The organism is Candidatus Desulfofervidus auxilii (assembly GCF_001577525.1).
Taxonomy (GTDB): domain Bacteria; phylum Desulfobacterota; class Desulfofervidia; order Desulfofervidales; family Desulfofervidaceae; genus Desulfofervidus; species Desulfofervidus auxilii.
The window spans coordinates 2,191,642-2,216,873 of sequence record NZ_CP013015.1 but is presented as its reverse complement, the minus strand read 5'-3'; the positions used below and the strand labels follow the sequence as shown (position 1 = coordinate 2,216,873).

The 25,232-nt window shown below is 37.6% G+C and carries 21 protein-coding genes; 19 read left to right on the top strand and 2 right to left on the bottom strand.

Annotated features, from left to right (window positions below; genetic code table 11):
* From murD to ftsZ, 8 genes are read left to right on the top strand one after another with little or no spacing between them, the layout of a single operon-like run.
* A complete protein-coding gene (gene murD, locus HS1_RS11025) occupies window positions 1–1,350 on the top strand; it encodes a UDP-N-acetylmuramoyl-L-alanine--D-glutamate ligase (RefSeq protein WP_066065363.1) in 1,350 nt (449 codons plus the stop codon).
* On the top strand, window positions 1,340–2,488 hold the full coding sequence (ftsW, locus tag HS1_RS11020) for a putative lipid II flippase FtsW (protein ID WP_066065359.1): 1,149 nt from the start codon (window positions 1,340–1,342) through the stop codon (window positions 2,486–2,488). The genes murD and ftsW overlap by 11 nt, the downstream gene beginning before the upstream one ends.
* Complete coding sequence (murG, locus tag HS1_RS11015; protein ID WP_066065356.1) at window positions 2,489–3,589, top strand: undecaprenyldiphospho-muramoylpentapeptide beta-N-acetylglucosaminyltransferase; 1,101 nt, start codon at window positions 2,489–2,491, stop codon at window positions 3,587–3,589.
* Window positions 3,570–4,925: a UDP-N-acetylmuramate--L-alanine ligase gene (murC, locus tag HS1_RS11010; RefSeq protein ID WP_066065352.1), complete on the top strand. Its 1,356-nt coding sequence runs from the start codon at window positions 3,570–3,572 to the stop codon at window positions 4,923–4,925. Before murG ends, murC begins: the two co-directional genes overlap by 20 nt.
* A complete protein-coding gene (murB, locus tag HS1_RS11005; RefSeq protein ID WP_066065350.1) occupies window positions 4,922–5,803 on the top strand; it encodes a UDP-N-acetylmuramate dehydrogenase in 882 nt (293 codons plus the stop codon). Before murC ends, murB begins: the two co-directional genes overlap by 4 nt.
* Entirely contained in the window at window positions 5,800–6,534 is a 735-nt protein-coding gene (locus HS1_RS11000; RefSeq protein ID WP_066065348.1) for a cell division protein FtsQ/DivIB, read from the top strand. Before murB ends, HS1_RS11000 begins: the two co-directional genes overlap by 4 nt.
* A gap of 9 nt (window positions 6,535–6,543) precedes the next feature.
* Window positions 6,544–7,776, top strand: coding sequence for a cell division protein FtsA (ftsA, locus tag HS1_RS10995; RefSeq protein ID WP_066065345.1), 1,233 nt, complete (start codon window positions 6,544–6,546; stop codon window positions 7,774–7,776).
* Window positions 7,777–7,793: 17 nt separating this feature from the next.
* Complete coding sequence (gene ftsZ, locus HS1_RS10990) at window positions 7,794–8,918, top strand: cell division protein FtsZ (RefSeq protein ID WP_066065343.1); 1,125 nt, start codon at window positions 7,794–7,796, stop codon at window positions 8,916–8,918.
* A gap of 63 nt (window positions 8,919–8,981) precedes the next feature.
* Here ftsZ and HS1_RS10985 read toward each other — a convergent pair whose 3' ends face one another.
* Window positions 8,982–9,218, bottom strand: coding sequence for a hypothetical protein (locus HS1_RS10985; RefSeq protein ID WP_066065340.1), 237 nt, complete (start codon window positions 9,216–9,218; stop codon window positions 8,982–8,984).
* A 593-nt stretch (window positions 9,219–9,811) separates the two neighbouring features.
* On the opposite strand from HS1_RS10985, the gene HS1_RS10975 reads away from it, so the two are divergent.
* On the top strand, window positions 9,812–11,746 hold the full coding sequence (locus HS1_RS10975) for a S8 family serine peptidase (RefSeq protein WP_066065336.1): 1,935 nt from the start codon (window positions 9,812–9,814) through the stop codon (window positions 11,744–11,746).
* 98 nt (window positions 11,747–11,844) lie between these two features.
* Here HS1_RS10975 and HS1_RS10970 read toward each other — a convergent pair whose 3' ends face one another.
* Window positions 11,845–13,170 (bottom strand): AAA family ATPase, encoded by a 1,326-nt coding sequence (locus tag HS1_RS10970; protein ID WP_066065333.1) that lies wholly within the window; start codon window positions 13,168–13,170, stop codon window positions 11,845–11,847.
* Window positions 13,171–13,320: 150 nt separating this feature from the next.
* On the opposite strand from HS1_RS10970, the gene HS1_RS10965 reads away from it, so the two are divergent.
* The 10 genes from HS1_RS10965 to HS1_RS10920 all read left to right on the top strand — a co-directional run bounded on the left by HS1_RS10965 (window position 13,321) and on the right by HS1_RS10920 (window position 25,232).
* Window positions 13,321–14,574 (top strand): CoB--CoM heterodisulfide reductase iron-sulfur subunit A family protein, encoded by a 1,254-nt coding sequence (locus HS1_RS10965; protein ID WP_066065330.1) that lies wholly within the window; start codon window positions 13,321–13,323, stop codon window positions 14,572–14,574.
* 5 nt (window positions 14,575–14,579) lie between these two features.
* The gene (locus HS1_RS10960; RefSeq protein ID WP_066065327.1) at window positions 14,580–16,826 is read left to right on the top strand and encodes an FAD-dependent oxidoreductase; all 2,247 of its coding nucleotides are present in this window, start codon (window positions 14,580–14,582) and stop codon (window positions 16,824–16,826) included.
* Between the two features lie 14 nt (window positions 16,827–16,840).
* On the top strand, window positions 16,841–17,965 hold the full coding sequence (gene qmoC, locus HS1_RS10955; protein ID WP_082757805.1) for a quinone-interacting membrane-bound oxidoreductase complex subunit QmoC: 1,125 nt from the start codon (window positions 16,841–16,843) through the stop codon (window positions 17,963–17,965).
* 135 nt (window positions 17,966–18,100) lie between these two features.
* Window positions 18,101–19,537: a dissimilatory-type sulfite reductase subunit alpha gene (gene dsrA / locus HS1_RS10950; protein ID WP_066065325.1), complete on the top strand. Its 1,437-nt coding sequence runs from the start codon at window positions 18,101–18,103 to the stop codon at window positions 19,535–19,537.
* Window positions 19,538–19,554: 17 nt separating this feature from the next.
* A complete protein-coding gene (dsrB, locus tag HS1_RS10945; protein WP_066065322.1) occupies window positions 19,555–20,745 on the top strand; it encodes a dissimilatory-type sulfite reductase subunit beta in 1,191 nt (396 codons plus the stop codon).
* Window positions 20,746–20,908: 163 nt separating this feature from the next.
* Complete coding sequence (locus tag HS1_RS10940) at window positions 20,909–21,163, top strand: dissimilatory sulfite reductase D family protein (protein WP_066065319.1); 255 nt, start codon at window positions 20,909–20,911, stop codon at window positions 21,161–21,163.
* A 275-nt stretch (window positions 21,164–21,438) separates the two neighbouring features.
* Window positions 21,439–23,229, top strand: a complete 1,791-nt coding sequence (gene uvrC, locus HS1_RS10935; RefSeq protein ID WP_066065317.1) for an excinuclease ABC subunit UvrC — start codon at window positions 21,439–21,441, stop codon at window positions 23,227–23,229.
* 59 nt (window positions 23,230–23,288) lie between these two features.
* Window positions 23,289–23,528 carry a hypothetical protein gene (locus tag HS1_RS10930; protein WP_066065314.1) on the top strand — a complete coding sequence of 80 codons (240 nt, stop codon included), beginning with the start codon at window positions 23,289–23,291 and terminating at the stop codon, window positions 23,526–23,528.
* Between the two features lie 403 nt (window positions 23,529–23,931).
* Window positions 23,932–24,399, top strand: a complete 468-nt coding sequence (locus tag HS1_RS10925; RefSeq protein ID WP_066065310.1) for a cytochrome c family protein — start codon at window positions 23,932–23,934, stop codon at window positions 24,397–24,399.
* On the top strand, window positions 24,396–25,232 hold the full coding sequence (locus tag HS1_RS10920) for a CHASE3 domain-containing protein (RefSeq protein WP_066065305.1): 837 nt from the start codon (window positions 24,396–24,398) through the stop codon (window positions 25,230–25,232). The genes HS1_RS10925 and HS1_RS10920 overlap by 4 nt, the downstream gene beginning before the upstream one ends.

Below are 25,232 nucleotides of genomic sequence, written 5' to 3'. Positions count from 1 at the left end.
ATGAACTTTGAGATAAAAAACAAACACTTTGTGGTAGTAGGTTTAGGAAAAACCGGGATAGCTATAACCCGGTTTTTAGCCCAACATGGGGGAAAGGTTACAGTCTCAGAAACTTCTCCTTTAGAAAAACTGAAAGATAGAATTAGAGCGTTAAAGGATATTAACTTTACCATAGAAACAGGCGGGCATCAAAAAGAAACTTTTTTAAGTGCTGATTATATCGTAGTTAGTCCTGGTATACCTTTAGATTTAGCAGTCTTAAATATAGCTAGAAATAAGGGCATTCCCATTATTGGAGAATTAGACTTGGTCTATCCTTATCTCAATGCCCCAATAATTGCTATAACAGGCACAAATGGAAAAACTACTACAGTAACACTTTTGGGAAAAATCCTAAAGGCTAATGGTAAAAATGTTTGGGTGGGAGGAAATATTGGAGAACCCTTAATAAACGCTATTGAGCAAAAAAACTTAGACTATATTGTGGCAGAGATCAGTAGCTTCCAATTAGAGACCACTTCTAACTTTCATCCTTGGATTGCTGCTTGCTTGAATGTCTCTGAAGACCATATAGATAGACATAATGATTTTAATAATTATCTGCATTGTAAGCTAAAAATATTTCAACATCAGAAAATAAATGATTGGTCCATTTTGGAGGGAGATAATAAGAAGTTAATTGATGGTGTTAAAAGGCTAAACACAAAAAGCCAAAAACTTCTTTTTGGTCTGAAAAAAACCTACATCCCAGGTGCTTATCTTACAGAAGAAAATATTATAGCAGAGCTCTATGAAAAATGGAGTTTAAGTATAAAAGATACCCGTTTATTGGGAAGACATAATTATAAAAATATAATGGCTACCCTTCTTATTGCCCAAATTACCCAATGCGATTTCCAAATCACTAAAGAGATAATTTTTTCCTTTCCAGGATTAGCGCATCGCCTAGAATGGGTTCGTTCTTTAAACGGAGTTTCTTTCTATAACGATTCTAAGGCAACTAATGTGGAAGCAACTTTATGTGCAATAGATAGTTTAGGAGCCCCGATTGTTCTCATTGCTGGTGGTTTAGGGAAAGGACAGGATTTTACACCTTTTGGGAAACGAGGAACTACTAAACTTAAGGCTGTAGTAGTAATAGGCTCAGCAAAGAGAGAAATTGCCCAATCTTTCAAAGAAATTATCCCTGTAGTGGAAGCCAAAACCCTTGAAGAAGCTGTAAAACAAGCCTGGGAATTAGCCAAACCAAAAGGAAATGTATTACTCTCTCCTGCCTGCGCTAGTTTTGATATGTTTAAAGATTTCAAAGAAAGAGGAAGGGTGTTTAAAAGGGCAGTTTATGAGCTTTAAACAATTACATCAAAAATGGGATTGGGGATTAATTATATTAGTCTTTACTCTAACTGGCTTGGGGTTAATGATGATATTAAGCAGTAGTTTTTTGCTAGCACAGAGATATTATGGAGACCCTTATCATTTTTTTAAAAAGCAAACTTTTTACGCCTTTATAGGCTTTATTTTCATAATAGGTTTGGTAAGATATATTCCTTATCAACGTTATCAACGTCTTACTTATCCATTATTACTTTTTGCCATCCTAGGTCTTTTATTGGTATTTGTTCCGGGTTTAGGTAAAACCACAAATGGTGCAACTCGCTGGATTAAAATAGGACCCTTTTCCTTCCAACCTTCTGAGTTAGTAAAGATAGTATATATCATTTATTTAGCTGCTCTTCTCTCTCGTCAAGAAAAGATAAAATCATTTTCTACAGGTGTATTACCAGGATTAATCATCTATGCCATAATTGCAGGATTTTTGATACTTGAACCAGATATGGGAACAGTAGTATTTTTAGGTGGACTGACTCTTTGTATGTTCTTTATAGGAGGGGTTAAAATAAAGCATCTATTTCTCACTACCTGTCCCATATTATTAGCCTTAATTTATCTCCTCATCAGTGCCCCTTACCGAGTTAAACGTGTGCTGGAATGGTTAAATTTTCTCAGGCCACTCCTTAAATGGTTAATCCCTGAGTTAAATCTTCCAAGTGACCCCTTAGGGGTAGGATATATCATCTTACACTCAAAACTGGCCTTTGCCAGTGGTGGCATTTTAGGACAAGGATTAGGTGGAAGTCAACAAAAACTGTTTTATTTACCAGAACCTTACACAGATTATATTTTCTCCATTATCGGTGAAGAATTAGGGTTTTGTGGGGTATCTTTAGTAGTATTTCTATTCTTACTCCTCTTTTGGCGAGGTATAAAAATTGCTAGAGCTGCCAGGGATTTATTTGGGTTTTATCTAGCTTTGGGTATTAGCTTATGGTTTTTTATGCAGGCTAGCATTCATATGGGTGTATGCCTTGGTCTTTTACCCCCAAAGGGAATTACTCTACCTTTTATAAGCTATGGCGGAACCGCTCTTTGGGCAAACTTGATTGGTATTGGCATTTTAGAAAACATATATATGCAAGGTAGGAGATAAATGTATAGAATAGCCATTGTTGCTGGAGGTAGTGGAGGACATATTTTCCCAGGAATTGCAGTTGCTCAGAGTCTTGAGGTATGTCCAAAGATAGAGAAAATTATCTTTGTGGGTAGAAAAGCGGGACTAGAAGAAGAAATTGTTAGCCATTATGGTTTTCTTTTTTATAATGTCAAGGCCGGTGGTTTAGTGGGTAAAAACTTTTTTGCTAGACTAAAAGGAAGTTGGGAGATACTCATAGGACTGAAACAAGCTTTAAAACTCCTTCGCCAGGAAGGCATTCACCTAGTATTGGGCACTGGAAGTTACGTGTCTGTTCCTGTAGTAATGGCAGCTAGACGTCTTCATATTCCTATTGTCCTTCAGGAACAAAATGCCGTGCCCGGAAAGGCCAACCGCATTCTTAGCCGATGGGCAGAAAAGATATGTGTTACCTATCCCAGCTCTATTGGTTACTTCCCTATGGGAAAATGCCTTCTCACTGGAAATCCGGTGCGAAAGGAAATCCTAAACCTAAAAAAGAAAAAAATAGAAGATGGGACTTTTAGAATACTTATTTTAGGTGGAAGCCAAGGAGCAAGAGCTATCAACAAGGCAGTATGTGAAGCTTGGCCTTATTTGAAAAATTATTCATACAAACTGAAGTTCCTACATCAGACAGGAAAGAAAGATTTTTCAAAAATAAAGGGAATCTATGAAAAAGAAAAAATCCCAGGAGAGGTCATTCCATTTATAAAAGACATGAGTTCTGCCTATGCTCAGGTGGATTTAGTTGTAGGTCGAGCAGGTGCCACTACCCTGGCAGAAATTGCTATTCTTGGTTTACCTAGCATTCTTATCCCCTACCCCTGGGCCACAGGGCACCAACTTTATAATGCCAAGCTAATAGAAAAGACCGGGGCAGGTATTTGTATCCCTCAAGAAGAACTCACAGGTAAAAAACTAGCAGATATTTTAGTAAACTTAGTCAAAAACCAAAATCGCTTAGGACTGATGATTAATGCTTCTAGGAGTTTAGGTAAACCGGAAGCTGCTGACCTAATCGCAAATTTGTGTATACAAATACTGGAGGAAAAAAGTTATGCGCTTGCCGTGGCATAGTTTTCATTTTATAGGCATTGGTGGAATTGGTATGAGTGGACTAGCCCATGTTCTCCTGGAGTTGGGCTATCAAATCAGTGGTTCTGATCTCCATTTTAACCCTTTGTTAAAAAGACTTGCGACTCAAGGAGCCACTATTTACTTGGGACATCGTCCTGAACAAATAGATGGAGCAGAAATAATTATTTATTCCTCAGCTATAAAAGAAGACAATCCTGAAATTAAAGCAGCCCAAGAAAAAAAATTACCCCTGCTTTCTCGAGGGCAACTATTGGCCTATCTTATGGGGCAAAAAAGGGGTATTGCTATTACCGGCACTCATGGCAAAACCACCACCTCAGCTATGATTGCTCATATTTTACAAACAGCAAAATTAAAACCCACAGCAATCATTGGAGGACAGATAAATACCAGTGGTTTAAATGCCTGGTTAGGTAATGGCAGATATTTAGTCGCAGAGGCTGATGAAAGCGATGGAAGTTTTCTCCTTTTACATCCTGAGATAGGGGTATTTACCAATATAGATGCCGATCATCTAGATTATTATAAAAACATAAATACTATTGAAACCACCTTTGCTCAGTTTTTAAATCAAGTAAAAGAGACTGCTATTATTTGCGGTGATGACCCTAGATTAAAAACTTTAGTAAAAAATTTAAAAATTCCTTATCTCAGCTATGGGATTACCCCTGGACAGGATATAGAAGCTAGAGAAATTGAGTTTAATACTAGTACTAAATTCGCTCTTTATATTCAAGAGAAAAAACTGGAAGATGTTTTTTTATCCTTGCCTGGGAAACACAATGTCCTTGCTGCCTTAGCTGCTTTGACAGTAGCTAAAGTTTTAAATATAGAGATAAAAACCGCTATCCAAGGCTTAAAAAATTTTAAAGGGGTAGCCAGGAGGTTAGAAATCAAAGGAGAAAAAAATAAAATCTTAATTGTAGATGATTATGGCCATCATCCTACTGAAATCAAAATTGTATTGGAGGCCATTAAACAAAGGTGGCCTAATCGGCGTTTAATTACTATCTTTCAGCCCCATCGGTATTCCCGTACAAAAGCCCTCTATAACTCTTTTCTCACTGCCTTTGAAAAAACAGATAAACTTATTTTGACCGAAATTTATCCTGCTAGTGAAAAACCCATCTCAGGTATTACAGGAGAATGGTTAGCAGATGGTATTGCTCAATATAAAACTGTGGATTATTGCCCTGATTTTACAGCTATTATAGATAAATTAAAAGAAATATTAAGACCAATGGATATCTTGCTCACTCTAGGAGCAGGAAATATTTGGCAAATTGGAGAAACCATTTTAAGTCAGGATATATGAAAGAACTGAATAAATTCGGAGTGGTAAAAACTAACTATCCTTTAAAAAGACTGACCACTTTTAAGATTGGTGGTCCGGCTAAAGCAGTAATTTGGGTGAAAAAAGAAACGCTTCTTGCGGATTTAATATGTTATCTCAAAAAGCGTTCTTGTCCTTATTATCTTCTGGGAAATGGGAGTAATTCCTTGGCTTTGGATGATGGTTATAATGGCATAGTGATTAAATTAGCCCTAAAAGATATTACATGGCAAAGTGAAGACTCTGATATTATTCTAAAAATTGGGGCAGGCCTCAGAATTTCTCATGTGCTAAATTTATCCATTAAAAAAGGTTGGACAGGATTGGAGTTTATGGCTGGTATTCCTGCTACTGTAGGAGGCGCTATAGCTTCAAATGCCGGAGCCTTTGGAGAAAGTATTGGGGAAAAAACAAAGAAAATAAAGATATTTTCAGAAAATAAAATATTGTGGATAAATTGGGAAGATAAAATGTATAACTATCGTCACACACAACTTTCTCCTGAAACTATCCTTCTATCTGCCCAAATAAACTTAAATATTTCTACTCCCCAAAAGGTAAAGGCCCTTATCAAACACTATTTTCACAAAAAACTCACCAGCCAACCATTATTTTCTCCATCAGCAGGGTGTGTATTTAAAAATCCACCTAATATTAGTGCAGGTTATTTAATAGAAAAAGCAGGATTAAAAGGGAAAAAGATTGGAGGGGCAAAGGTATCAGAAAAACATGCTAATTTCATCATCAACACTGGACAGGCTAAGGCTTCTGATGTCCTAGGGTTAATAGAATTGATCCAGGAGAAAATAGAAAAATATAACAATATCAAATTAGAGCCAGAAATTAAATTGGTCCAATGAGAAAAAATAGATATAAAAGGGAAAAAACAGGTTATAAAGCATATTCCATAATTTTAGGCATTATGGGAATTCTTTGTTTATTAAGCATTATATTCACCATGGGTTATATTTACCTGTGTCACCTTCCTTTCTTTAAAATAAAAACAGTTCAAGTCATAGGGAACAAACTCATCCCCACAGAAAAAATCCTTTCTTTGGCAAATTGTCAGGGTAAAAGTCTGTTATCTATTCATACTGCTAAGATTACCCATCATCTATTACAACTTCCTTTAGTAAAAACTGCCTCTGTCAAACGGAGATGGAAAGATACAGTGAAAATAATAATTACAGAACGCCAGCCCATTGCTTGGGCTTATATCAGAGAACATTGGTGGATAGTAGAAAAAAATGGTGAATGCACACCAAGTCTTATTTTTGAAAGTTTAGACCTTCCTATAATTACAGGACTTTCCTCTCCAAATGATGTAGCAGTTAAAACCGCTATTTCCTTATTAAATCTATGGAAACAAAAAAACCTTTCTGGTCAAAAACTTTCAGAAATTCATGTAGATGAAAATTTGGGCCTTAGTATTTTTACCTTAGAAGGCCATCAATTTCTCTTAGGAAATACTAATTTTGCTGAAAAATTGAGAAATTTACAGAAAGTCTTAGCTTACTTTCAGAGAACAAAAAACCGCATTAAACTTATTGATTTAACAAACATCCATCGCATATATGCCAAAACCGAATAGGAGGTTTGGATGACACGGAGAGCAGGGCTTATTGTAGGACTGGATATTGGCACAACTAAGGTTTGTGCAGTGGTTGCAGAACCTAGTGAAGAAGGAAAACTAGAGATTATCGGCGTAGGCTGTTACCCTTCTCATGGTTTGAGGAAAGGGATGGTTGTTAACGTAGAAGAAACAATAAACTCCATCAAAAGGGCCATTGAAGAAGCAGAAATGATGGCAGGGTGTGAAATTCGGAGTGTGTATACAGGTATTGCTGGAAATCACATTCAGAGCTTGAATAGTCAAGGCGTAATTGCCCTAAAACATCGTGAGGTCACCCGTAAGGATATGGAAAGAGTTATTGAAACAGCTAGAATGGTTTCCTTACCTCCAGAAAGACAAATCATTCACGTGATTCCTCAAGAGTTTATAGTGGATGACCAAACAGGAATTCATGACCCTCAAGGAATGGCCGGTGTGAGATTAGAAGTGCAGGTGCATATTATTACTGCCTCTGTGGCTGCTGTCCAAACCCTCATTCGTTGCATTCAGAGGGCAGGTTTAGATGTAGTGGAAATTGTCCTTCAACCCTTAGCTGCTAGTAGGGCTGTTTTAACTGAAGAAGAAAAAACCCTGGGTGTAGCCTTGGTAGATTTAGGTGGTGGGACAACAGATATTACTGTATTTGGAAACAATAGTATAAAACACTCAGCTATTTTGGCAGTAGGAGGAACAAATATTACTAATGATATTGCTTTTGGTCTCCGGACCCCTCTTTCTGAAGCTGAAAAAATAAAGCTCAAATATGGTATTGCTAACACCAGTTTTCTAGAAAAAGACGAAGAAATAGAAATTCCTGCTTTGGGAGATAAAAAATCTCGCAGTATCTCCCGCGGTGTTTTGGCTCAAATTATTGAGCCTAGAGTAGAAGAAATCCTATGTTTAATAGAACAAGAGTTAATTAGGACAGAGTTAAAAGATACTTTAGCTTCAGGAATGGTGATTACCGGAGGGTCTTCCCTTCTACCTGGATTGATTGAACTTGCAGAACAAATCTTTGACCTACCGACAAGGGTAGGTTATCCGCGAGGAGTAGGAGGGCTCTCGGATGTCATCCGCAATCCTATTTATGCTACAGCCGTAGGCCTGGCTATGTATGGGTTTAAAAACCAAAAAGGTAATGGTCACTCTATCTTTAGGAAACAGAGTATTTTGGGACGTTTTATAAATGGTATTAAAAACTGGTTTAAAGAAGCATTTTAAAATATAAGGGGGTAAAAATGAGAGTTGATTTTTTGGAAGAAGGTTTAACAGCCAAAATCAGAGTAATCGGCGTAGGTGGTGCAGGCGGTAATGCTATTAACAATATGATAGAATCAGGTCTAAAAAATGTAACTTTTATTGCAGCCAATACAGATTTACAAGCCCTAGATATGAGCCGGGCATCCATTAAGATCCAACTGGGTGTCAATGTTACCCGAGGGTTAGGAGCTGGAGCCAATCCTGAAATAGGCAGACAAGCAGGCCTGGAGAGCATAGACCAAATTAAGGAAGTTATAGAAGGTAGTGATATGGTATTTATCACTGCGGGTATGGGAGGTGGCACAGGAACAGGGGCTGCTCCTATAATAGCCCAAGCTAGCAAAGAATTGGGGGCATTGACAGTAGCCGTAGTAACAAAACCTTTCGGTTTTGAAGGCAAAAAAAAGATGCAAATTGCTGAAAATGGCATTGCCCAGTTAAGAGAAGTAGTAGATACTATTATTACTATTCCCAATAATCGCCTTTTAGAACTAAAACCACGGGCAGTTACCTTGCTGGAAACTTTTAAAAAGGCAGACCAAGTTCTTTATTATGCTGTGAAAGGGATTGCAGATTTAATCACCATTCAGGGATTGGTCAATGTTGATTTTGCCGATGTTAGAACAATCATGGAAGAAAAAGGGCTAGCATTGATGGGAACAGGTATATCTAGTGGTGATAATAGGTCTATAGAAGCCGCCCAAAGGGCTATAAGAAGCCCTCTCTTAGAGGACGTCTCTATTAAAGGAGCTAAAGGAGTATTAATGAACATTACCGCTTCCAGTGAAATGACATTAGAGGAAGTGGAATCTGCCTCTAGTCTTATCTATAAAGAAGCAGACGAAAATGCCAACATCATTTGGGGAACAGTAATAGACGATACTATGGGTGATGAAATGATGATTACCGTAATTGCCACTGGTATTAAACAAGATGGCATCCCTCTGGAGGAGACAGAAAAAACTCAGTCTTTAGAAGATTACAAGGCCAAGAAAGAGAAAAAACACGAGAAAGAACATCAAAAAACAAGAATATTCCGCCGTCTCCCTCTGGAAGAAGACGATTTAGATATTCCTACCTTTGTCAGGCAGCGAAGAGATTGAGAATTATGGTGAACAATAGGTAAAGAAACCATTAATGGCAAAGGGCAAGTTCCTTATCTAAATCTAAGACAGGCTAATATTCACTCTTACGTCAGACTGTGTGATAAGTAGCTTTTTTGTCCACCTTGCAAGCAAAATTCCAATTTCATTTATAACATATGCAAAGAAGTTATTTAAAAACGCTCGTCCCTCATAATGCCAGTAGATAATGTCCTCCATGATAAATAGCCATTTTATAACTTTTAACAGAATGTCATCTTTAGGAGCCTCTTCATAAATAACAGGATTTTCCCTCAACATAGAATCCACATCATTATTTTTACAATAAAATTTTAATTAAAAAGTCAGGTCGCAATCCCCTCAAATCGGGTCAATGTTTCTTACGCAAAAGCACCTATTTTTTCTTGCATATTATAGGAAACTTAACACCCCTTTTTCGGGAACCTCATTATTTCTATGGTTGCCTTTTTCCTATTTAACATACCTACCCCAGTAACTCCCCAAAAAACCATCAAAAATTCCCTTCGGGAGCCTCTATGGTTTTTAGGGCACTTAGGAACACAAAGAAGGTTCCCGCAATTTTCTCCTATTCAGTTGTCAAAAGAGCTTAATTCTTTGAAACTTAATAGCATAATTTTTCATTTAAGACAGGAGAAATTTTATTCCCAAATCCGTAATAACTCTAAAAGAAAACCTACAAATATTTTATTTAGAGCTGGAGCTGTCAAGGAGTGCTCGCCCGCCCGCCTGCGGTCGGGCAGGCCTGCCTGCCTGTCGGCAGACAGGAATGTTTTTAAAGATTGACTTCTAAATTTTGGGGAATGTTCAATATTTTTAAACTTGATATTTTTTGCAAAATCGTGTAGTTGAATACTTAAAGGAGGTATAAACCAATGAGGTTTAAAATCATAAGGATAATAGTGGTTTTAGTTTTACTAATGGCTATAGGTTCATGGTCTCTTGCAAATCAGAGGGATCTTACTTTAAAACATCCTAAACTCTCTTCTCATATAGTGGGTTTAGTCAAGCTTTCTAAAGTTATCAATGGAAAGATTTTTTCTTTTCTAACTCTTTCTCCTAAAAAGGATATGGTTACCATAGTGATAATTTTGGATAAAAAGGAACATATGCCTCAAATTATTTCTCGCTTAGAAAGTTTAGGGGTTGAAATTGAGGCTAAATTTAATGCCATGCTTCAAGTGCTCTCTCCTCCTTCCATTATAAATACCATCGCTAGTTGGCCAGAGGTAAAATATATTCGTTTCCCCCATAAGCTCACCCCTCACTATGTTAGTGAAGCTTTAGATAGAATGTATATCCGACAATGGCATGCCCAAGGATATCATGGTGAGGGAATAAATGTAGCAGTGATAGATAGTGATTTTAGCAATTATTCAGCACTGGTTGGAAGTGAGCTACCTCCTACATCAAACTTGGTAATAAAAAACTTTTCTACTTCTCCTACTGACACAGGTCATGGAACTGCCTGCGCGGAACTTATATATGATATTGTTCCTGGTCTTCAGCGTTTGTTTCTAGTTACTGCCAATACCGATGTGGAGGTTGGGGAAGCAGTGGATTGGCTTCTAAGTCAGGGAATACAAGTTATTTCTCTTTCAGCAGGGTTTGATAATGTTACTCCAGGAGATGGAACAGGCTTTGCATGTGATTTTGTGCGAAGAGCGGCTAAACATAATATCCTTTGGGTAAACTCTGCTGGTAATGAAGCAGGAAAATATTGGCAAGGTTATTTTTCTGACCCTGATGAAGATAATTGGCATAATTTCACACCTTATGATGGAGGAAATTCTTTTTATGCAGTTCAAGGGGAAGATTTAGAAATAAGACTCACTTGGAATAAATGGCCAGTAACTGACCAAGATTATGATTTATTTTTGTATAGGGAGAATGGTAATGGGAGTTTTCAAGAAGTGGCTTCCTCTGAGAATTTACAGGCTGGAGAACAAGAGCCTTTGGAGACTATCAGCTATCATGTTCCACAATCAGGTAATTATGCGGTTTTCATTCGCAAAACTAAAGCCACAGGTGATGCTTGGTTGCGATTATTAATTTATGGAAATCCTGGCAAATATCCTGAATATAGGGTGGATTATGGAGAATTAACTTCTCCTGCAGATTCCCCTGATGCTTTAGCCGTTGGGGCAGTGAGTCTAAACTATGAAAGAGAATATTTTAGCTCTAGAGGACCTACTTTGGATGGACGAATCAAGCCCGATATCTGTGCACCAGATGGAGTAACTACTAGTACTTATGGTTATAAACTTTTTTATGGCACTAGTGCCTCTGCCGCCCATGTAGCAGGCACTGCTGCCCTGTTGCTCTCTGCTTCTCCCTATTATGACAGTAATATCCTCAAAACAGCCTTAATTACTCAGACCTATGCCCTTTCTGCACAACCAGATAACAATTATGGTCATGGTCTTTGTCAACTTATTTGGTCAAAACCCTATACTGCTTTGTCAAAGGTATTTGCTTCACGTTATCATATTGAGCAGGGGAATGAGGTGAGACTTACTGCTGTTCTGCTTAGAGGAGAAAAAGAAAAACAGGTGGACTTATATGCGGGAGTAATCTTACCTGATGGGAATATACTATTTTTTCAGGATATCTATGGCCATGTGATAGAGACACCCACACCTATATTTTCTGACTGGGCTCTTAGTACCGTATGGGGAGATACAGTTTTTACTCAGACGCAACTCAAAGGAAGCTATGTTTTTGGAGTTGTAATCGTCCCTCCAGGCGAAAGTGTGTTTGATGGCAGTAAATGGATTAGCTCTGATTTTATTGAATTTCTAGTAGATTAAGCTCGGTTATTTATTTCTCACCCTTATTCAGGCTATCCAATTGTAGTCTGCTTGAAGTTGAAAATACCAATGAAAAACCGGCCGCAAAGAAAGTGGTTCTAAATCTCCCTAGCTAATGCCTTAAAAAATGGATGGTCAATGCGCTCCGCTAAAGATAGAATGGTCTTTGTATCTTCCTTTTTTAAAGCCATATATGCATCTATTTGATAATTTCTATGCTCTTCCCATCGTTTTTTTACATCCTGTAAAATTTCATAGACTGCATAAAAGCGGTCTCCAGTTTCTTTTTCCATATCCCTTGTTTTAGCCATTCTCTCGTCACTTAAACTAGTTCTATGCCATAATACGTAAGGGAAAATGGCCTGTAAGTGTTCCAAGCTTACTTTGCTTTCTCCATTTATCCAAGCAAGTGCCTTAGCATAATGGAATAGACTTTGTTCAGCACGATGAGAAATACTGTAAAGGTCTGCACAAGCGAAATTTTTATAATGACAATCTCCACACCGAGAGAAATCTTTTTGTAAGCTTTTTTGGCAGTAAACTTCTTGTCCCAAATAATCTAAAAATAGCTCTACATCTTCAGAGACAGAAATATTTTCAATTTCTTCTTTTATTTCTTGCATTTCTTCCTTACGAGGAATTTTTATGGAAATACCCTGTTCAGAGAACCTTTTTTCTATTTGCTCCTTAAATTCTGTAGAGATTTGGTTAATATATGCTTCCACCACTTCGGCCTGTTCAGTTCTGTTGTGGCTCAAGATAAAATTAAGCATTCTTGCCGCTAGAGTTTTGTGGCTTAAAATGCTGTCATCTATTCCTCTTCGCACTAACCTTTTCCTAATGGGATGAAGTCTTGTGGTCTCTACGGCTACATCAAAACGATCCAGAAGAGGGGGGATGATTTGAGTAGTACCTAAATCTTGGTAATTGATGGTGGCAAAGAATGCCTTTTGTTCTTTAAAAATTATGGTTTCTCCTCGCCAATTCCAGATATTTCTGTCCACTTCATTGAGGAGCATACTCTGCTTTCCCACTGGAAGCCTATTTATTTCATCAATAATAACTACAGGGGCATAGGGAACTACTCGCCATCTTACTATTTCCTGTCCTTCTTTCTGAAGAGCGGCTAAGTCAAGAGTGGCCTTTATTTTTTCTTCTGTCTGCTCGGGATGGCCAAAAATAGTGGTAGCTTGCAAAAATTCTAAAGGAAGTCCTTTTATGAAACTGGAGAGACGTTCACTGGAAGTTGTTTTACCACTTCCATAACTTCCGTAGATGAGCTCCTTCCCATCTAAAATAAGGGTAATGATACCCAATAGTACCACAGGTTCATAACGTTCTTGACAAACAAACACTTCATCCCCGAAATAAAAATAATCTCTGGCTACCTGATATAAGTTTCTTATTTTCTCAATTGCCCGCATGTGTCAATTCTAACCTAAATAATTATTTTGGCCAAGGTATAAAATTTTTGTGAGGAGATTAGGAGAAGCAAATTTTCTCTTGACAGATATCTAGTTATATGATAATCACCAGACAGGTTTTATTAGGTTTCAAAGAAAGTGGAGGAGATTATGAATGGGAAGACAACTCAAAGTGTATTAGTAGTGGGTGGGGGAATGAGTGGTTTGACTGCAGCAGTAGAGATTGGAGAAGTAGGATATGATGTAGTAATCGTTGAGAGAAGACCATACTTAGGGGGACGTGTGGCTCAGTTACACCAATACTTCCCTAAGTTATGCCCTCCATATTGTGGTTTAGAGATCAACTTTAGAAGAATTAAAGACAACCCCCACATTAAATTTTTTACCTCAGCGGAAGTGGAAAAAATTTTAGGTCAGGCAGGTAACTTTGATGTAACTATCAAAATAAAACCTCGCTATGTCAACAACAATTGCACCATATGTGGAAAGTGTGTTGAAGCTTGTCCTGAAGAAAGAACAGATGAGTTTAACTATGGTCTTTCTAAAACGAAGGCTATTTATCTGCCTCATGAAATGGCCTTTCCTGCCAAATACGCTATAGATGAGACTGCCTGTAATAAGTGTGGCAAATGTGTAGAAGTTTGCCCATACAATGCTATTGACCTAAACGAAGAAGTTAAAACTGTTGACCTAAAAGTAGGAGCCATTATTTGGGCCACGGGTTGGAAGCCTTATGATGCCACAAAGATGGATAAATTAGGATTTGGTAAATACCCAAATGTGATTACCAATGTAATGATGGAACGGTTGGCCGCAGTAAATGGTCCTACCAAGGGGAAGATATTACGACCTTCTGATCATAAGCCTCCAAAAAGCATAGCCTTTGTGCAATGTGCCGGGTCAAGAGATGAAAATCACCTACCCTATTGTTCTGCTATATGTTGTCTTGCTTCCATGAAACAAGCAAATTATATAAAAGAGCAATATCCTGATGCCAAGATTTATATCTTTTACATAGATTTACGTGCCTTTGGTAGATTTGAGGATTTCTATAATCGCATTAAAGAGCTTGAAAATGTATCTTTTATTAAAGGAAAAGTGGCTAACATTACAGAAACAAAGGATAAAACACTCATTGTGGAAGCCGAGGAGGCCTTAGCAGCAAAAAAAATAAAACAGGAAGTAGAAATGGTAGTTTTGGCTACAGGAATGATGCCAGTAACCACAGAGGAAAAAGTTCCTGCTGAAGGGGTAGTTTATGATGAATTTAATTTCTTATCCGATTTAGAAGATGGTGGCATTTATGCGGCGGGATGTTCAAAGAGACCAATGGATGTAGCTTCCTGTGTTCAAGATGCTACTGGGGCAGCGATTAAGGCCATTCAAACTATTGTGAGGAGGTAATTTCCATGGAAAAAAAGCTTGGTGTTTATATTTGTACAGGTTGTGGCATTGGAGATGCAATAGATATTGAAAAACTTTCCCAAATGGTCACAGAAGAGTTTAAAGTCCCTTGTAAAACTCACTCAAGTTTATGTCTGGCCGAAGGGACAAAGATTATTAAAGAAGATATAGAAAAAGAGGGGATTAATACCATCGTGATTGCTGGTTGTTCACACCGGGTTAATTGGGATGTGTTTAATTTTGGTCCAGAGGTCATCGTAGAAAGGGCTAATATCAGAGAACTTGTGGCCTGGTGCCAGTCTCCCAAGACAGAATTTACCCAAGAGTTAGCTGAAGATAACTTAAAAATGTCTATAGCTAAGGCCCAAAAAGTGGAAATTCCAGAAGGTTATAAAGAAGAAGAAGAATATAACAAAACTATTTTGGTAGTTGGGGGTGGAATTACAGGTTTAACTGCGGCCTTAGAAGCAGCTAACGCTAACTATGATGTGGTTTTGTTGGAAAAAGAAGCCCAGTTAGGAGGTTGGGTAAGTAAGTGGTGGAAGGTGTATCCCAGGCATGCTCCTTATAAAGACTTAGAAGATTCTGATATAAATGAAAAAATTAGAGCTGTTCAACAAAATCCTAGAATTAAGGTATATACTTCTACTCTAATTGATAAAACAGAAGGACAACCTGGACATTTTAAAATTACTTTAAAACAGGGAGAGAACACAGAAGAAATTACTGTGGGCTCAATTATTTTGGCCACAGGTTGGAAACCTTATGATGCTAGTAAGCTGGAGGATTTAGGTTATGGTAAATTCCCTAATGTAATTACTCAGATTGAGATGGAAGAGTTGGCCAAAAAGGGTCAAATTACCTCTCCGGCAACGGGAAATCCAGTACAAAGTGTAGCCTTTATCCAGTGTGCAGGCCAAAGGAACCCGGAGCATTTACCTTATTGCTCTTCTTACTGTTGTTTAGTTGCTCTTAAACAGGCTAAATACGTGCGGGAGTTAAACCCCGAGGCAAAGGCTTACATTTTTTATAGAGATATGCGCACACCAGGACAGTTTGAAGAATTTTATAAAAATGCCCAAAATGATATAGGTATTTTTCTAACTAAAGGAGAGGTAGTTAGTATTAGCGAAAATTCAGACAAGAGCTTAAACATTGAAGTAGAACAAACCCTATTAGGAGAAAAAATCACCGTTAAAGCAGATTTAGTGGTTTTAGCCACTGGCATGGTATCCAGTTATGAAGGATTACCCACTACTAGAGAAGAAGTCTTTGAACGTTATGGTTTAACAGGACAAGAAGAGCCAGATGTGATTGAGAAGACTATTGCTGAAACCCCTCAGCCTTGGGTAGGTATTTTAAATTTACAATATCGTCAAGCACCAGAGATACCGGTTTTGAAATATAGCTTACCGGACTCTAATTTCATTTGTTTCCCTTATGAGTCCCGCCGAACAGGGATTTATGCTGCAGGTTGTGTGCGTCAACCCTTAGATATTGATGGCTGTATCAGAGATGCTAGGGGGGCAACTCTAAAGGCCATTCAATGTATGGAATTAGAATCCAGAGGGGCAGCTGTTCATCCTAGAGCAGGAGATTTAAGTTTTCCTCAATTCTTTCTCCAGAGGTGCACCCAGTGTAAGAGATGTACTCAAGAATGTCCATTTGGGGCATTAGATGAAGATGAAAAAGGAACACCTAAACCCAACATATTTCGTTGCAGACGGTGTGGAGTGTGTATGGGTGCCTGTCCTGAGAGAATTGTAGGCTTTCAGAATTACAATATAGACATTATTTCTTCTATGATTAAGGCCATTTCTGTGCCTGAAGATGATGAAGAGAAACTGAGAATCCTTTGCTTAGCCTGTGAAAATGATGCTTATCCTGCCTTGGATATGGCTGGTATTAATCATATTAATTATTCACCTCTTTTGAGGGTTATTCCCATGCGCTGTCTAGGTTCCATGAATTTAGTATTCATTACTGATGCCCTCTCTAGAGGGATAGATGGAGTGCTCCTTTTAGGGTGTAAATTTGGAGATGATTATCAATGTCACTTTGTGAGAGGAAGTGAGTTGGCTGATTACCGAATGAGCAAATTACATGAGACATTGAGCAAATTAGGATTAGAGGCAGAAAGAGCAGAGTTAGTTCAAGTAGCCATTACTGATTACGACAAATTGCCAGGAATTATTGATAAATTCATAAATAGAATAAAAGAAATAGGACCTAATCCTTTTAAAGGATGGTAAAAAGGAGGTTAAAGATGGCAAATGGCCGTATGGTGGAACCAGATTTAAAGTTTATTAATGGGGTGATTGAATTAGGTGGGTCTTCTTTAAAAAAGTGTTTTCAATGTGCTACTTGTTCAGTGGTCTGTCCCCTTTCTCCAGATGATAGGCCTTTTCCCCGCAAACACATGATTTTAACTCAATGGGGACAAAGGGATGCATTAGTCAAGGATCCTACTATCTGGTTATGCCATAACTGTAATGATTGTTCTACTTATTGTCCCAGGGGAGCGCGACCAGGGGATGTCTTGGGAGCTATCAGGGCATATGCCATTGCCGATTATGCCAATCCCAAATGGCTTTTTAACCTGGTAAGAGAACCAAAATACTTAATTTTGTTATTGGGCTTTCCTATAGTGCTATTCTTATTGATTGCTTTTCTTAACGGAAATTTGCCTCCTAAAGCAGAAGAGATTAAGCCCCATAATCTTATTCCTGTAATTACAGGTATAGACTTGGTTTTTGTCCCCTTAAGCATTTTTTTAGCCTTTAGTCTTTTTAAAAGTCTTTCTCGTTTTTGGAAGGATATGACTGCAGGTATGGAGCCTCCTAGTAAATATCAAATGCTTCTCAAAGGGGGTTGGTGGGGAATAATTTTTTCTACCCTTAAAGAAATTCTAGTCCATACTCGTTTCAGAAAGTGTGGGCCTAATGAAAATAGGGCTACTCCTCATCTTTTGCTCCTGTGGAGTTTTATTGGTCTACTTATTGTGACTGCTATAGTATTTATAGCTGAAGACTTCTTGCATGCAGAAGTGCCATTTGCTATGACTAATCCTGTTAAGATTTTGGCAAATGTGAGTGGAATTGCTTTAATTGTAGGCGCGGTAATGCTCCTTGCTAACCGTTTAAGTGATAAAGATACTGTTTCCACTTATTGGGATTGGAGTCTCATAGGAATGATTCTGGCAGTGGGATTGACAGGTCTTGGGGCTGAGATATTTAGGCTGGTTAATATAGCTTCACTTGCTTATGGCATTTATGTGCTTCATTTGGCCTGTGTATTTGTTTTATTTATTTACTTGCCTTATTCCAAATTTGCCCATTTAGCTTATAGGACTCTAGCTATGGTTTATGAGCGTTATTCTAGAAAGGAATAAATTTTTCTTGACAAAGAGAAAAGAGGTGAGTATAGTAGAGAAAATTTTTTAGAAGAAAGGGGGTGGAAGAAAAAGGGTGTTATATAGATGCTATTTTGGTTGCGAAAAATAAATAATTAAAGAAGGAGGTTGAATATGTCAGCCGAAGGACAAGAACACTTGTGGGATAAAGAAGTAGAAGGCCATAGGACATATGAAGATGTGAGAATCTTTACTGACGAACAGTTAAAAAATTACACCGAAGAAGAATTGAAGACTTTTAAGATTAAACATGACACTCCCATGGCTGATGAATTAGAAAAAGGGCCATGGCCTAGTGTAATAAGTGACATCAAAAGAGAAGCGTTACATAGAAGGAAACTGGGGCAGGAAAATTTGCAGGGGCCTATGGAATGTTGTGAAGATTTGTTAGGACAACTTGAGTTATCTTACATAGATATGGAAACCCACTGGAAACACGGTGGTATCATTGGAGTATTTGGCTATGGTGGTGGTGTAATTGGAAGATATTCTGATGCCCAAGAGAAATTCCCTGCTATTTGGGCATTTCATACCTTAAGAATTAATCAACCTTCCAGCAAGTTTTATACCACCGATTACTTGAGGGGACTCGCTGATATTTGTGAATATCGGGGTAGTGGAATAATGAATATGCATGGCTCTACCGGTGATACTGTCTTTTTAGGAGCAGTTACGGAACAGTTAGAACCCATATTTTTTGATTTAACCCATGACCTGGGTGTGGATTTGGGTGGTTCGGGTTCAAATTTAAGAACTCCCTCTTGCTGTATTGGGAAGGCAAGGTGTGAGTATGCCATGATTGATACCCAGGATATGTGTTACGAGATGACTATGCATTATCAAGATGAATTACATAGACCAGCCTTCCCTTATAAATTTAAGTTTAAATTTGATGGATGTCCGAATTGCTGTGTAGCCTCTATTGCCCGTGCAGATATGTCTTATATTGGGACATGGAAGGATAATATTCGCATTGACCAGGAAGCAGTGAAGGCCTATGTAGCAGGAGAAATTACACCCAATGCTGGAGCATTTTCAGGAAGAGATTGGGGTCCTTTTGATATACAAAAGGAAGTGATTGACCTTTGTCCTAGTAAGTGTATGTCTTGGGATGGAAATGAACTGAAGATTAATGATGCTGAATGTGTGCGTTGTATGCATTGCATAAATGTAATGCCTAGGGCATTAAGGGTAGGAGTAGATACCGGGGTAAGTCTCCTCTTTGGAGCCAAGGCACCTATTTTAGAAGGGGCACAGATGTCTACCTTGACCATACCTTTTATGTATACAGAAAAACCATATGATAACCTGAAAGAGATTGTAGATAAGGTTTGGGATTGGTGGATGGAAGAAGGAAAGAACCGTGAGAGATTGGGTGAGTTAATTCAGCGGTTTGGTCTGAGGCAGTTCTTAGAAGTCCTTGAAATTCCAGCCATGCCTCAGATGGTAAAAGAGCCTCGTTCTAACCCCTATGTGTTCTTTAAAGAAGAAGAAGTGCCTGGTGGTTGGAAGAGAGACATTAAGGAATTCAGGAAGAAACATCCAAGATAAAAAATAGGAGGTGTGTTATGTCTAAAGGGAAATTTGGATATTATGACCCAGAAAATCCAATGAAAGATAGGATTACCGATATTGGTCCCCCACATTATTGGCAGATGTTTCCTCCTATTATCAGGAGGAATTATGGAAAGTGGCTTTATCATGAGATTTTAGAGCCAGGGGTGTTAATGCATGTTTCTGAAACCGGAGAGAAGGTTTACACTGTGAGGGTAGGTCAGCCAAGATTGGTGACTGCAGAAAATATTCGGGAGATTTGTGATATCGCAGATAAATATTGCGATGGTTATGTGAGATGGACTACTAGAAATGCAGTTGAATTTATGGTGGATAGTGAAGAAAAAATGAAGGCCCTAAAGGAAGATTTAGAAAGCAGGAAACACGTTGGCGGTAGTTATAAGTTTCCTGTAGGGGGAACAGGTGCATCTATTACAGGTATTGTGCATACTCAGGGTTGGTTTCACTGCCATACCCCAGCTACTGATGCCTCTGGTATGGTAAAGGCTGTGCATGATGTTTTATTTGACTATTTTAAAAATATGAACTTACCTGCCAAGCTCAGGGTATCTATGGCTTGTTGTCTGAATATGTGTGGGGCAGTACATTGTTCTGATATTGCTCTGTTAGGTTATCATCGCAAGCCCCCTATGATTGATGACGAGGTTTTAGATAAGGTTTGTGAAATTCCTTTGGTAGTGGCCGCTTGTCCTTTAGGGGCTATTCGTCCGGTGAAAGTAGAATTGGAAGATGGTACAAAAGTGAATAGTGTGCGGGTGAATGAGCAGAGGTGCATGTTCTGTGGTAATTGTTATACCATGTGTATGGCCACTCCTTTAGCCGATAAAGAGGGAGACGGTGTGTCTATTTTGGCTGGTGGAAAAATTTCCAACCGCATTAGCCATCCCAAATTCTCTAAAGTGGTGGTGCCTATTTTACCTAATGAGCCTCCACGCTGGCCCAGTGTATGCAAGACAGTGGTTCAGATTGTGGAAGCCTATGCCAAAGATGCCAGAAAATATGAGCGTTTAGGTGATTGGGCCGAAAGGATTGGCTGGGAGAGATTCTTTGAGAAGACAGGTTTGCCTTTTACTTGGCATATTTTGGATGATTATCGTTTGGCCTATGATACTTATAGGACTACTACCCAATTTAAGTTTACAGAACATGCCTGGGCAGTATCTAAGGCCGCAGGAGGTATTTAAGCAAGGGTAACTTAAACATGGTATAGTGCTCCGCTTGTATGCATTGGCTCAACAAGCGGAGCCTATATTTTTGGTGGATAAAAATAATCGGGGCGAAGGGGTTGTTTTTTTTAAAAAATTGTGATAAGAAGAATGTAAAATTTTGGTTTAAAAGGAGTTAAATATGGCCTCATTAGAAGAAATAAAAGAAGCTATTGTTGCCTATGCGGGTAAAGGTAAAAAAACCAAGTTTTATTTCAAAGACATGGAAAAAGCAGTGAAAAAGACCATTCCAGATGTGAAATCAAGGGAAGTGAAAAAAGCAGCTACTGCTTTAGTTCAGGAAGGTGTGCTGGAGTATTTCTCCACTGGAAGTAGCACCATGTATGGTTTGAAGGGAAGAGGCATATCTGCAGAAAAAGCAGGAACAGGCGAGTAGAAATAGGAGGGGTAGCTAGTTTTTGCGAGTGGCCCCTCATTTGTAAAAAATCTTCTTTTTTGAGAAAAGAAAGTAGTAAGATTTTTGGCGAGAGAGTGCCCTCTAATTTTTGAAAACCTCAGAGTTTTGAATAATTTGGTTTTTTAATTGGGTTTTACCTATAATTCCTCACTTTTTAGAAGTAGTACCATACCTCACTAATTAAGCTTTATAAGATTTCTAGGGAAATATGTTGCTTTTTATCACAGTAGTGATATTCTTTTTACTCCACACTGATGGATATTAAGAAAGGTCTAAAGGAAAAGGTAGAGCAGTTACCCCACCAACCAGGTATTTATCTATTCAAAAACGCTAGAGGTCATATTCTTTACGTAGGTAAGGCCAAAGACTTGCAAAAACGGGTAAAAAGCTATTTTTCACGCCAATTTTCTCCTAAAATAAAAACTATGCTAAATCAAGCCACACAAATTGACTATATTATTACATCTTCAGAAAAAGAGGCCCTCATTTTGGAGTGTAATTTTATCAAAACACACAAGCCCCGTTATAATGTAGTGTTAAGAGATGATAAAAACTATCCTTACTTACGTATAGATTTAGGAGAAAAGTGGCCATATTTTACTATTGTGCGGCAAATCCAAAAAGATGGGGCCAAATATTTTGGACCATTTGCCTCAGCCAAGGCAGTGCGGGAAACATTAAAATCCATGCAGCGATTGTTCCCCTTGAGAAAATGTAGTGATTTTGTATTAAAACATAGAAAAAGGCCATGCCTTAATTATCAAATTGGTCGCTGCCTTGCACCATGTATGGGTTATATTAATGAGGAAGAATATAAAAAAGTGGCTCAAGAAGCTTGTATTTTTTTGGAAGGCAAGGCCTTGGGTCTTTTAGAAAGGCTGGAAAAAGAAATGAAACAAGCAGCAGATAATCTGGAATTTGAAAGGGCGACTTTTTATCGGGATAGGATTGAGGCTATTAAAAAAACCTTAGAGAAACAGGCCATGGTTTCTTCTGACCTTAAAAATAGGGATATTGTTGCCCTCTCCCGGTGGCCTGATACAGAGAAAATGGAAGTAGTGGTTTTCAAAATAAGAGATGGATATTTAATGGAAAAAAGAGATTATAGCTTACCTGTAGGTGTGGCAGGCCTAGGGGAGGCCTTAGGGAAATTTTTAGGACAGTATTATTACCATCAAGACTTCATTCCTGAAGAAATTATAGTGCCTTTTTTACTTCCAGAAAGGAAAATTTTAGAAGAGTGGTTTACAGAAAAAATGAAACAAGCGGTAAAAATATTACTTCCCAAAACAGAAGAGCAAAAGAGGCTATTAACCATGGCTCAAGAAAATGTTAATTCTCTTTTAGCCTCAAAATGCTTAGAGAAAAAAGGGCTTCATGCCTTAAAAACTAGCTTAGGTTTATCTTATTTACCCAAAAGGATAGAATGTTTTGATATTTCTAATATTCAAGGGAAATATACTGTGGCCTCCATGGTAGTGTTTGTTGATGGACAACCAGCCAAAGAAGAATACCGCCGTTTTAAATTAAAACTAGAAGGAAAACCTAATGACTATGCCATGATGCAAGAAGCTCTCAAGAGGCGTTTTGAAAAAAAAGATAACTTACCTGATTTATTGTTAATTGATGGAGGCAAGGGGCAGTTAAATATTGCCTTAAGTGTGTTGGAAGGGAAAGGTTTAAAAAACATATCAGTAGTAGCCATTGCTAAAGGAAAGGGAAGAGCAGAAGATAAAATCTATGTGCCTGAGAGAAAAACTCCTTTACAAATAAAAAAACATTCTCAGGAGCTTTTGTTACTCAAACGTATCCGAGACGAAGCCCACCGCTTTGCTATTACTTATTATAAACGAATTCATTGTAAGATACTTACAGATTCATTGTTAGATAATATAAAAGGAATAGGCCCAAAACGAAAAAAGATAATTTGGGAACACTTTAAGTCTTTAGAAGAGATAAAAACTGCACCTTTAGAGACTTTGGTAAAAATGGGCTTACCTCTTGCTGTAGCAAAGAGGATAAAAAAAGTAATTCAAAACCCTTGACTATATAAAAAAACAGATTATTTTTATTGGGGAAAAAATAATAATGAGGTGAGGTAGAGATGAAAGAGCCTTTAGAAATCAGATGTATGGGATGTGGAGAAGTAATTAATCCTGGTCAGAAAGTAGCTCAAACTAAAGAGCCGCTTCCTTCCCTTAATGGTTTGATAAAACACATTTTTTGTGAAAAGTGCGGGAAGGAAAAAGAAAAGAAAATAGCTTTAAACTGGGTGACCTTAGATGAGGAAAAGAAGGCACTGAACTTAGATTCATACTGGATAAACGTGGCCATTAGTGGATAAAAGGCAGCATAAAATTACTCCACTGTAACTGCTGGGTTTTTAAGACGAATAAAATTTTTATTTAAGTTAGCACAAGGTAGGTAGTTATTGGGATGCCCCCAAAATCCGTGATTGCTTTAAAAGAAAAATCTTATTCCTTGCAACCAACTCTACTTTTTAAATAGGTTAGTAAAGTTAACCTTTAAATTTTGGGAAATGTTCAATTTCAGAGCTACGTCAAAGTCAGGCCATAAGTAATTTAATAAAAAGAACAAACGTTTAAATATGGTCTAAAAAATCCAAATGGCTTGATTTGACACCTGTCTGCGTGCGGACACGCACAGGCAGGTTTGAGCTTTGTCATTTGTCATTTTAAGATTTTCTTGCTTTTTTTTCATTTTTTTGGTATGATAAAAAAATAATAATGAGAATTTTGATAATCTTAAGTATATTAATTCCAATAATAGTTATCCCAGCAGAATCTAAAGAAAAATTATATTATATCGGAAGTAGGAAGTGTAGACTCTGCCATTTTGATTACTTCCAAGGATGGGAGAAAGACTTACATGCTATGGCTTTTGAAAGTCTGAGGAGAATGAAAGATAATCCTTATTGTTTGAAATGTCATACCACTGGATATGGAGAACCAGGTGGTTTTATAAGTGAGAAAATCACACCTCAACTGAGAGGAGTGCAATGTGAAGCCTGTCACGGTCCAGGTAGTAAACATAAGGAAAATCCCACAGACCCAAATTCGTTGCCTGTAGGCACTCATATAGATTATAAAACGGTCTGTATTCAGTGTCATGACCAAAACTGGACACCTCAGTTTGATTACGAAAAATATAAAAAACGGATAGAGCATAAAGTAAAGAAAGAAATCAAGAAATGATTAGCAAAAAACTAGTTTTAACTACCTTTAGCGTCTGTATTGTATTTTCTATTCTGTTAGCCGGCATTGCTTATCTGACATTGAGGGATATTAAAAAAGACATGGAAATCCAAAAAGTAGCAGATAGTATAGTAAAAACTGCTTTTAAGATAAATATAGATGAGAGAGAATACAGACTTAATCCTTATAAAAAAAATAAAATTAAGGAACACTTGAAAGAGCTAAAAAAACTTGTTTCCTCTTGTGAGGAAATGTGTGATTTGAAGAAAATAAATTTTTCTAAATTACATGGGTCTATAGATTTATATGAAAAATTGTTTGAACAATTAAAGTTCTATCATGAAACTAATGAGAAAATTATAGAAGAATTAAGGAAATTGGAGAGGATAATTCAAGCTACTATTTTTTCTAAGCCTAATCCTGAAAGGGGCACTATTGCCCTCCTGGAGATTCGGTTACAAGAAAAATCTTATATGCTTTTCCGAGAAAAACCGCTTCTTTTTCATGAAAAGCCATATTCAGAAAAGCGTAAAATCGCAGTTAGAAATCTCCTAATGTGGGCAGAAGGGGATAAACGTATAAATGAGTTAATGGATAAAGATAGTGAATTATTTGAAGAGATTGTTTCTAATTATGAACAAATGGATAAAACATTGGAGTTGATGAGAAAAGAAGTAAGAAAGATAGAAGGAGTAATTCACTGTATATGTAAAGCAACTCAGCAGAAAATTGACTTTGCTTATAAAAAACTCCAAATTCTTCTAACTACCCTTTTGGTTCTTCTCATTTTGGGCGGGATTGAGTTGATTGTATTTTATACCAAGAATATTTAA

What these genes read in the sequence shown, in the direction of transcription:
- murD (WP_066065363.1), top strand. Translation starts at nt 1, where the DNA reads ATGAACTTTGAGATAAAAAACAAACACTTTGTGGTAGTAGGTTTAGGA.
- ftsW (WP_066065359.1), top strand. Translation starts at nt 1,340, where the DNA reads ATGAGCTTTAAACAATTACATCAAAAATGGGATTGGGGATTAATTATA.
- murG (WP_066065356.1), top strand. Translation starts at nt 2,489, where the DNA reads ATGTATAGAATAGCCATTGTTGCTGGAGGTAGTGGAGGACATATTTTC.
- murC (WP_066065352.1), top strand. Translation starts at nt 3,570, where the DNA reads ATGCGCTTGCCGTGGCATAGTTTTCATTTTATAGGCATTGGTGGAATT.
- murB (WP_066065350.1), top strand. Translation starts at nt 4,922, where the DNA reads ATGAAAGAACTGAATAAATTCGGAGTGGTAAAAACTAACTATCCTTTA.
- HS1_RS11000 (WP_066065348.1), top strand. Translation starts at nt 5,800, where the DNA reads ATGAGAAAAAATAGATATAAAAGGGAAAAAACAGGTTATAAAGCATAT.
- ftsA (WP_066065345.1), top strand. Translation starts at nt 6,544, where the DNA reads ATGACACGGAGAGCAGGGCTTATTGTAGGACTGGATATTGGCACAACT.
- ftsZ (WP_066065343.1), top strand. Translation starts at nt 7,794, where the DNA reads ATGAGAGTTGATTTTTTGGAAGAAGGTTTAACAGCCAAAATCAGAGTA.
- HS1_RS10985 (WP_066065340.1), bottom strand. Translation starts at nt 9,218, where the DNA reads ATGTTGAGGGAAAATCCTGTTATTTATGAAGAGGCTCCTAAAGATGAC.
- HS1_RS10975 (WP_066065336.1), top strand. Translation starts at nt 9,812, where the DNA reads ATGAGGTTTAAAATCATAAGGATAATAGTGGTTTTAGTTTTACTAATG.
- HS1_RS10970 (WP_066065333.1), bottom strand. Translation starts at nt 13,170, where the DNA reads ATGCGGGCAATTGAGAAAATAAGAAACTTATATCAGGTAGCCAGAGAT.
- HS1_RS10965 (WP_066065330.1), top strand. Translation starts at nt 13,321, where the DNA reads ATGAATGGGAAGACAACTCAAAGTGTATTAGTAGTGGGTGGGGGAATG.
- HS1_RS10960 (WP_066065327.1), top strand. Translation starts at nt 14,580, where the DNA reads ATGGAAAAAAAGCTTGGTGTTTATATTTGTACAGGTTGTGGCATTGGA.
- qmoC (WP_082757805.1), top strand. Translation starts at nt 16,841, where the DNA reads ATGGCAAATGGCCGTATGGTGGAACCAGATTTAAAGTTTATTAATGGG.
- dsrA (WP_066065325.1), top strand. Translation starts at nt 18,101, where the DNA reads ATGTCAGCCGAAGGACAAGAACACTTGTGGGATAAAGAAGTAGAAGGC.
- dsrB (WP_066065322.1), top strand. Translation starts at nt 19,555, where the DNA reads ATGTCTAAAGGGAAATTTGGATATTATGACCCAGAAAATCCAATGAAA.
- HS1_RS10940 (WP_066065319.1), top strand. Translation starts at nt 20,909, where the DNA reads ATGGCCTCATTAGAAGAAATAAAAGAAGCTATTGTTGCCTATGCGGGT.
- uvrC (WP_066065317.1), top strand. Translation starts at nt 21,439, where the DNA reads ATGGATATTAAGAAAGGTCTAAAGGAAAAGGTAGAGCAGTTACCCCAC.
- HS1_RS10930 (WP_066065314.1), top strand. Translation starts at nt 23,289, where the DNA reads ATGAAAGAGCCTTTAGAAATCAGATGTATGGGATGTGGAGAAGTAATT.
- HS1_RS10925 (WP_066065310.1), top strand. Translation starts at nt 23,932, where the DNA reads ATGAGAATTTTGATAATCTTAAGTATATTAATTCCAATAATAGTTATC.
- HS1_RS10920 (WP_066065305.1), top strand. Translation starts at nt 24,396, where the DNA reads ATGATTAGCAAAAAACTAGTTTTAACTACCTTTAGCGTCTGTATTGTA.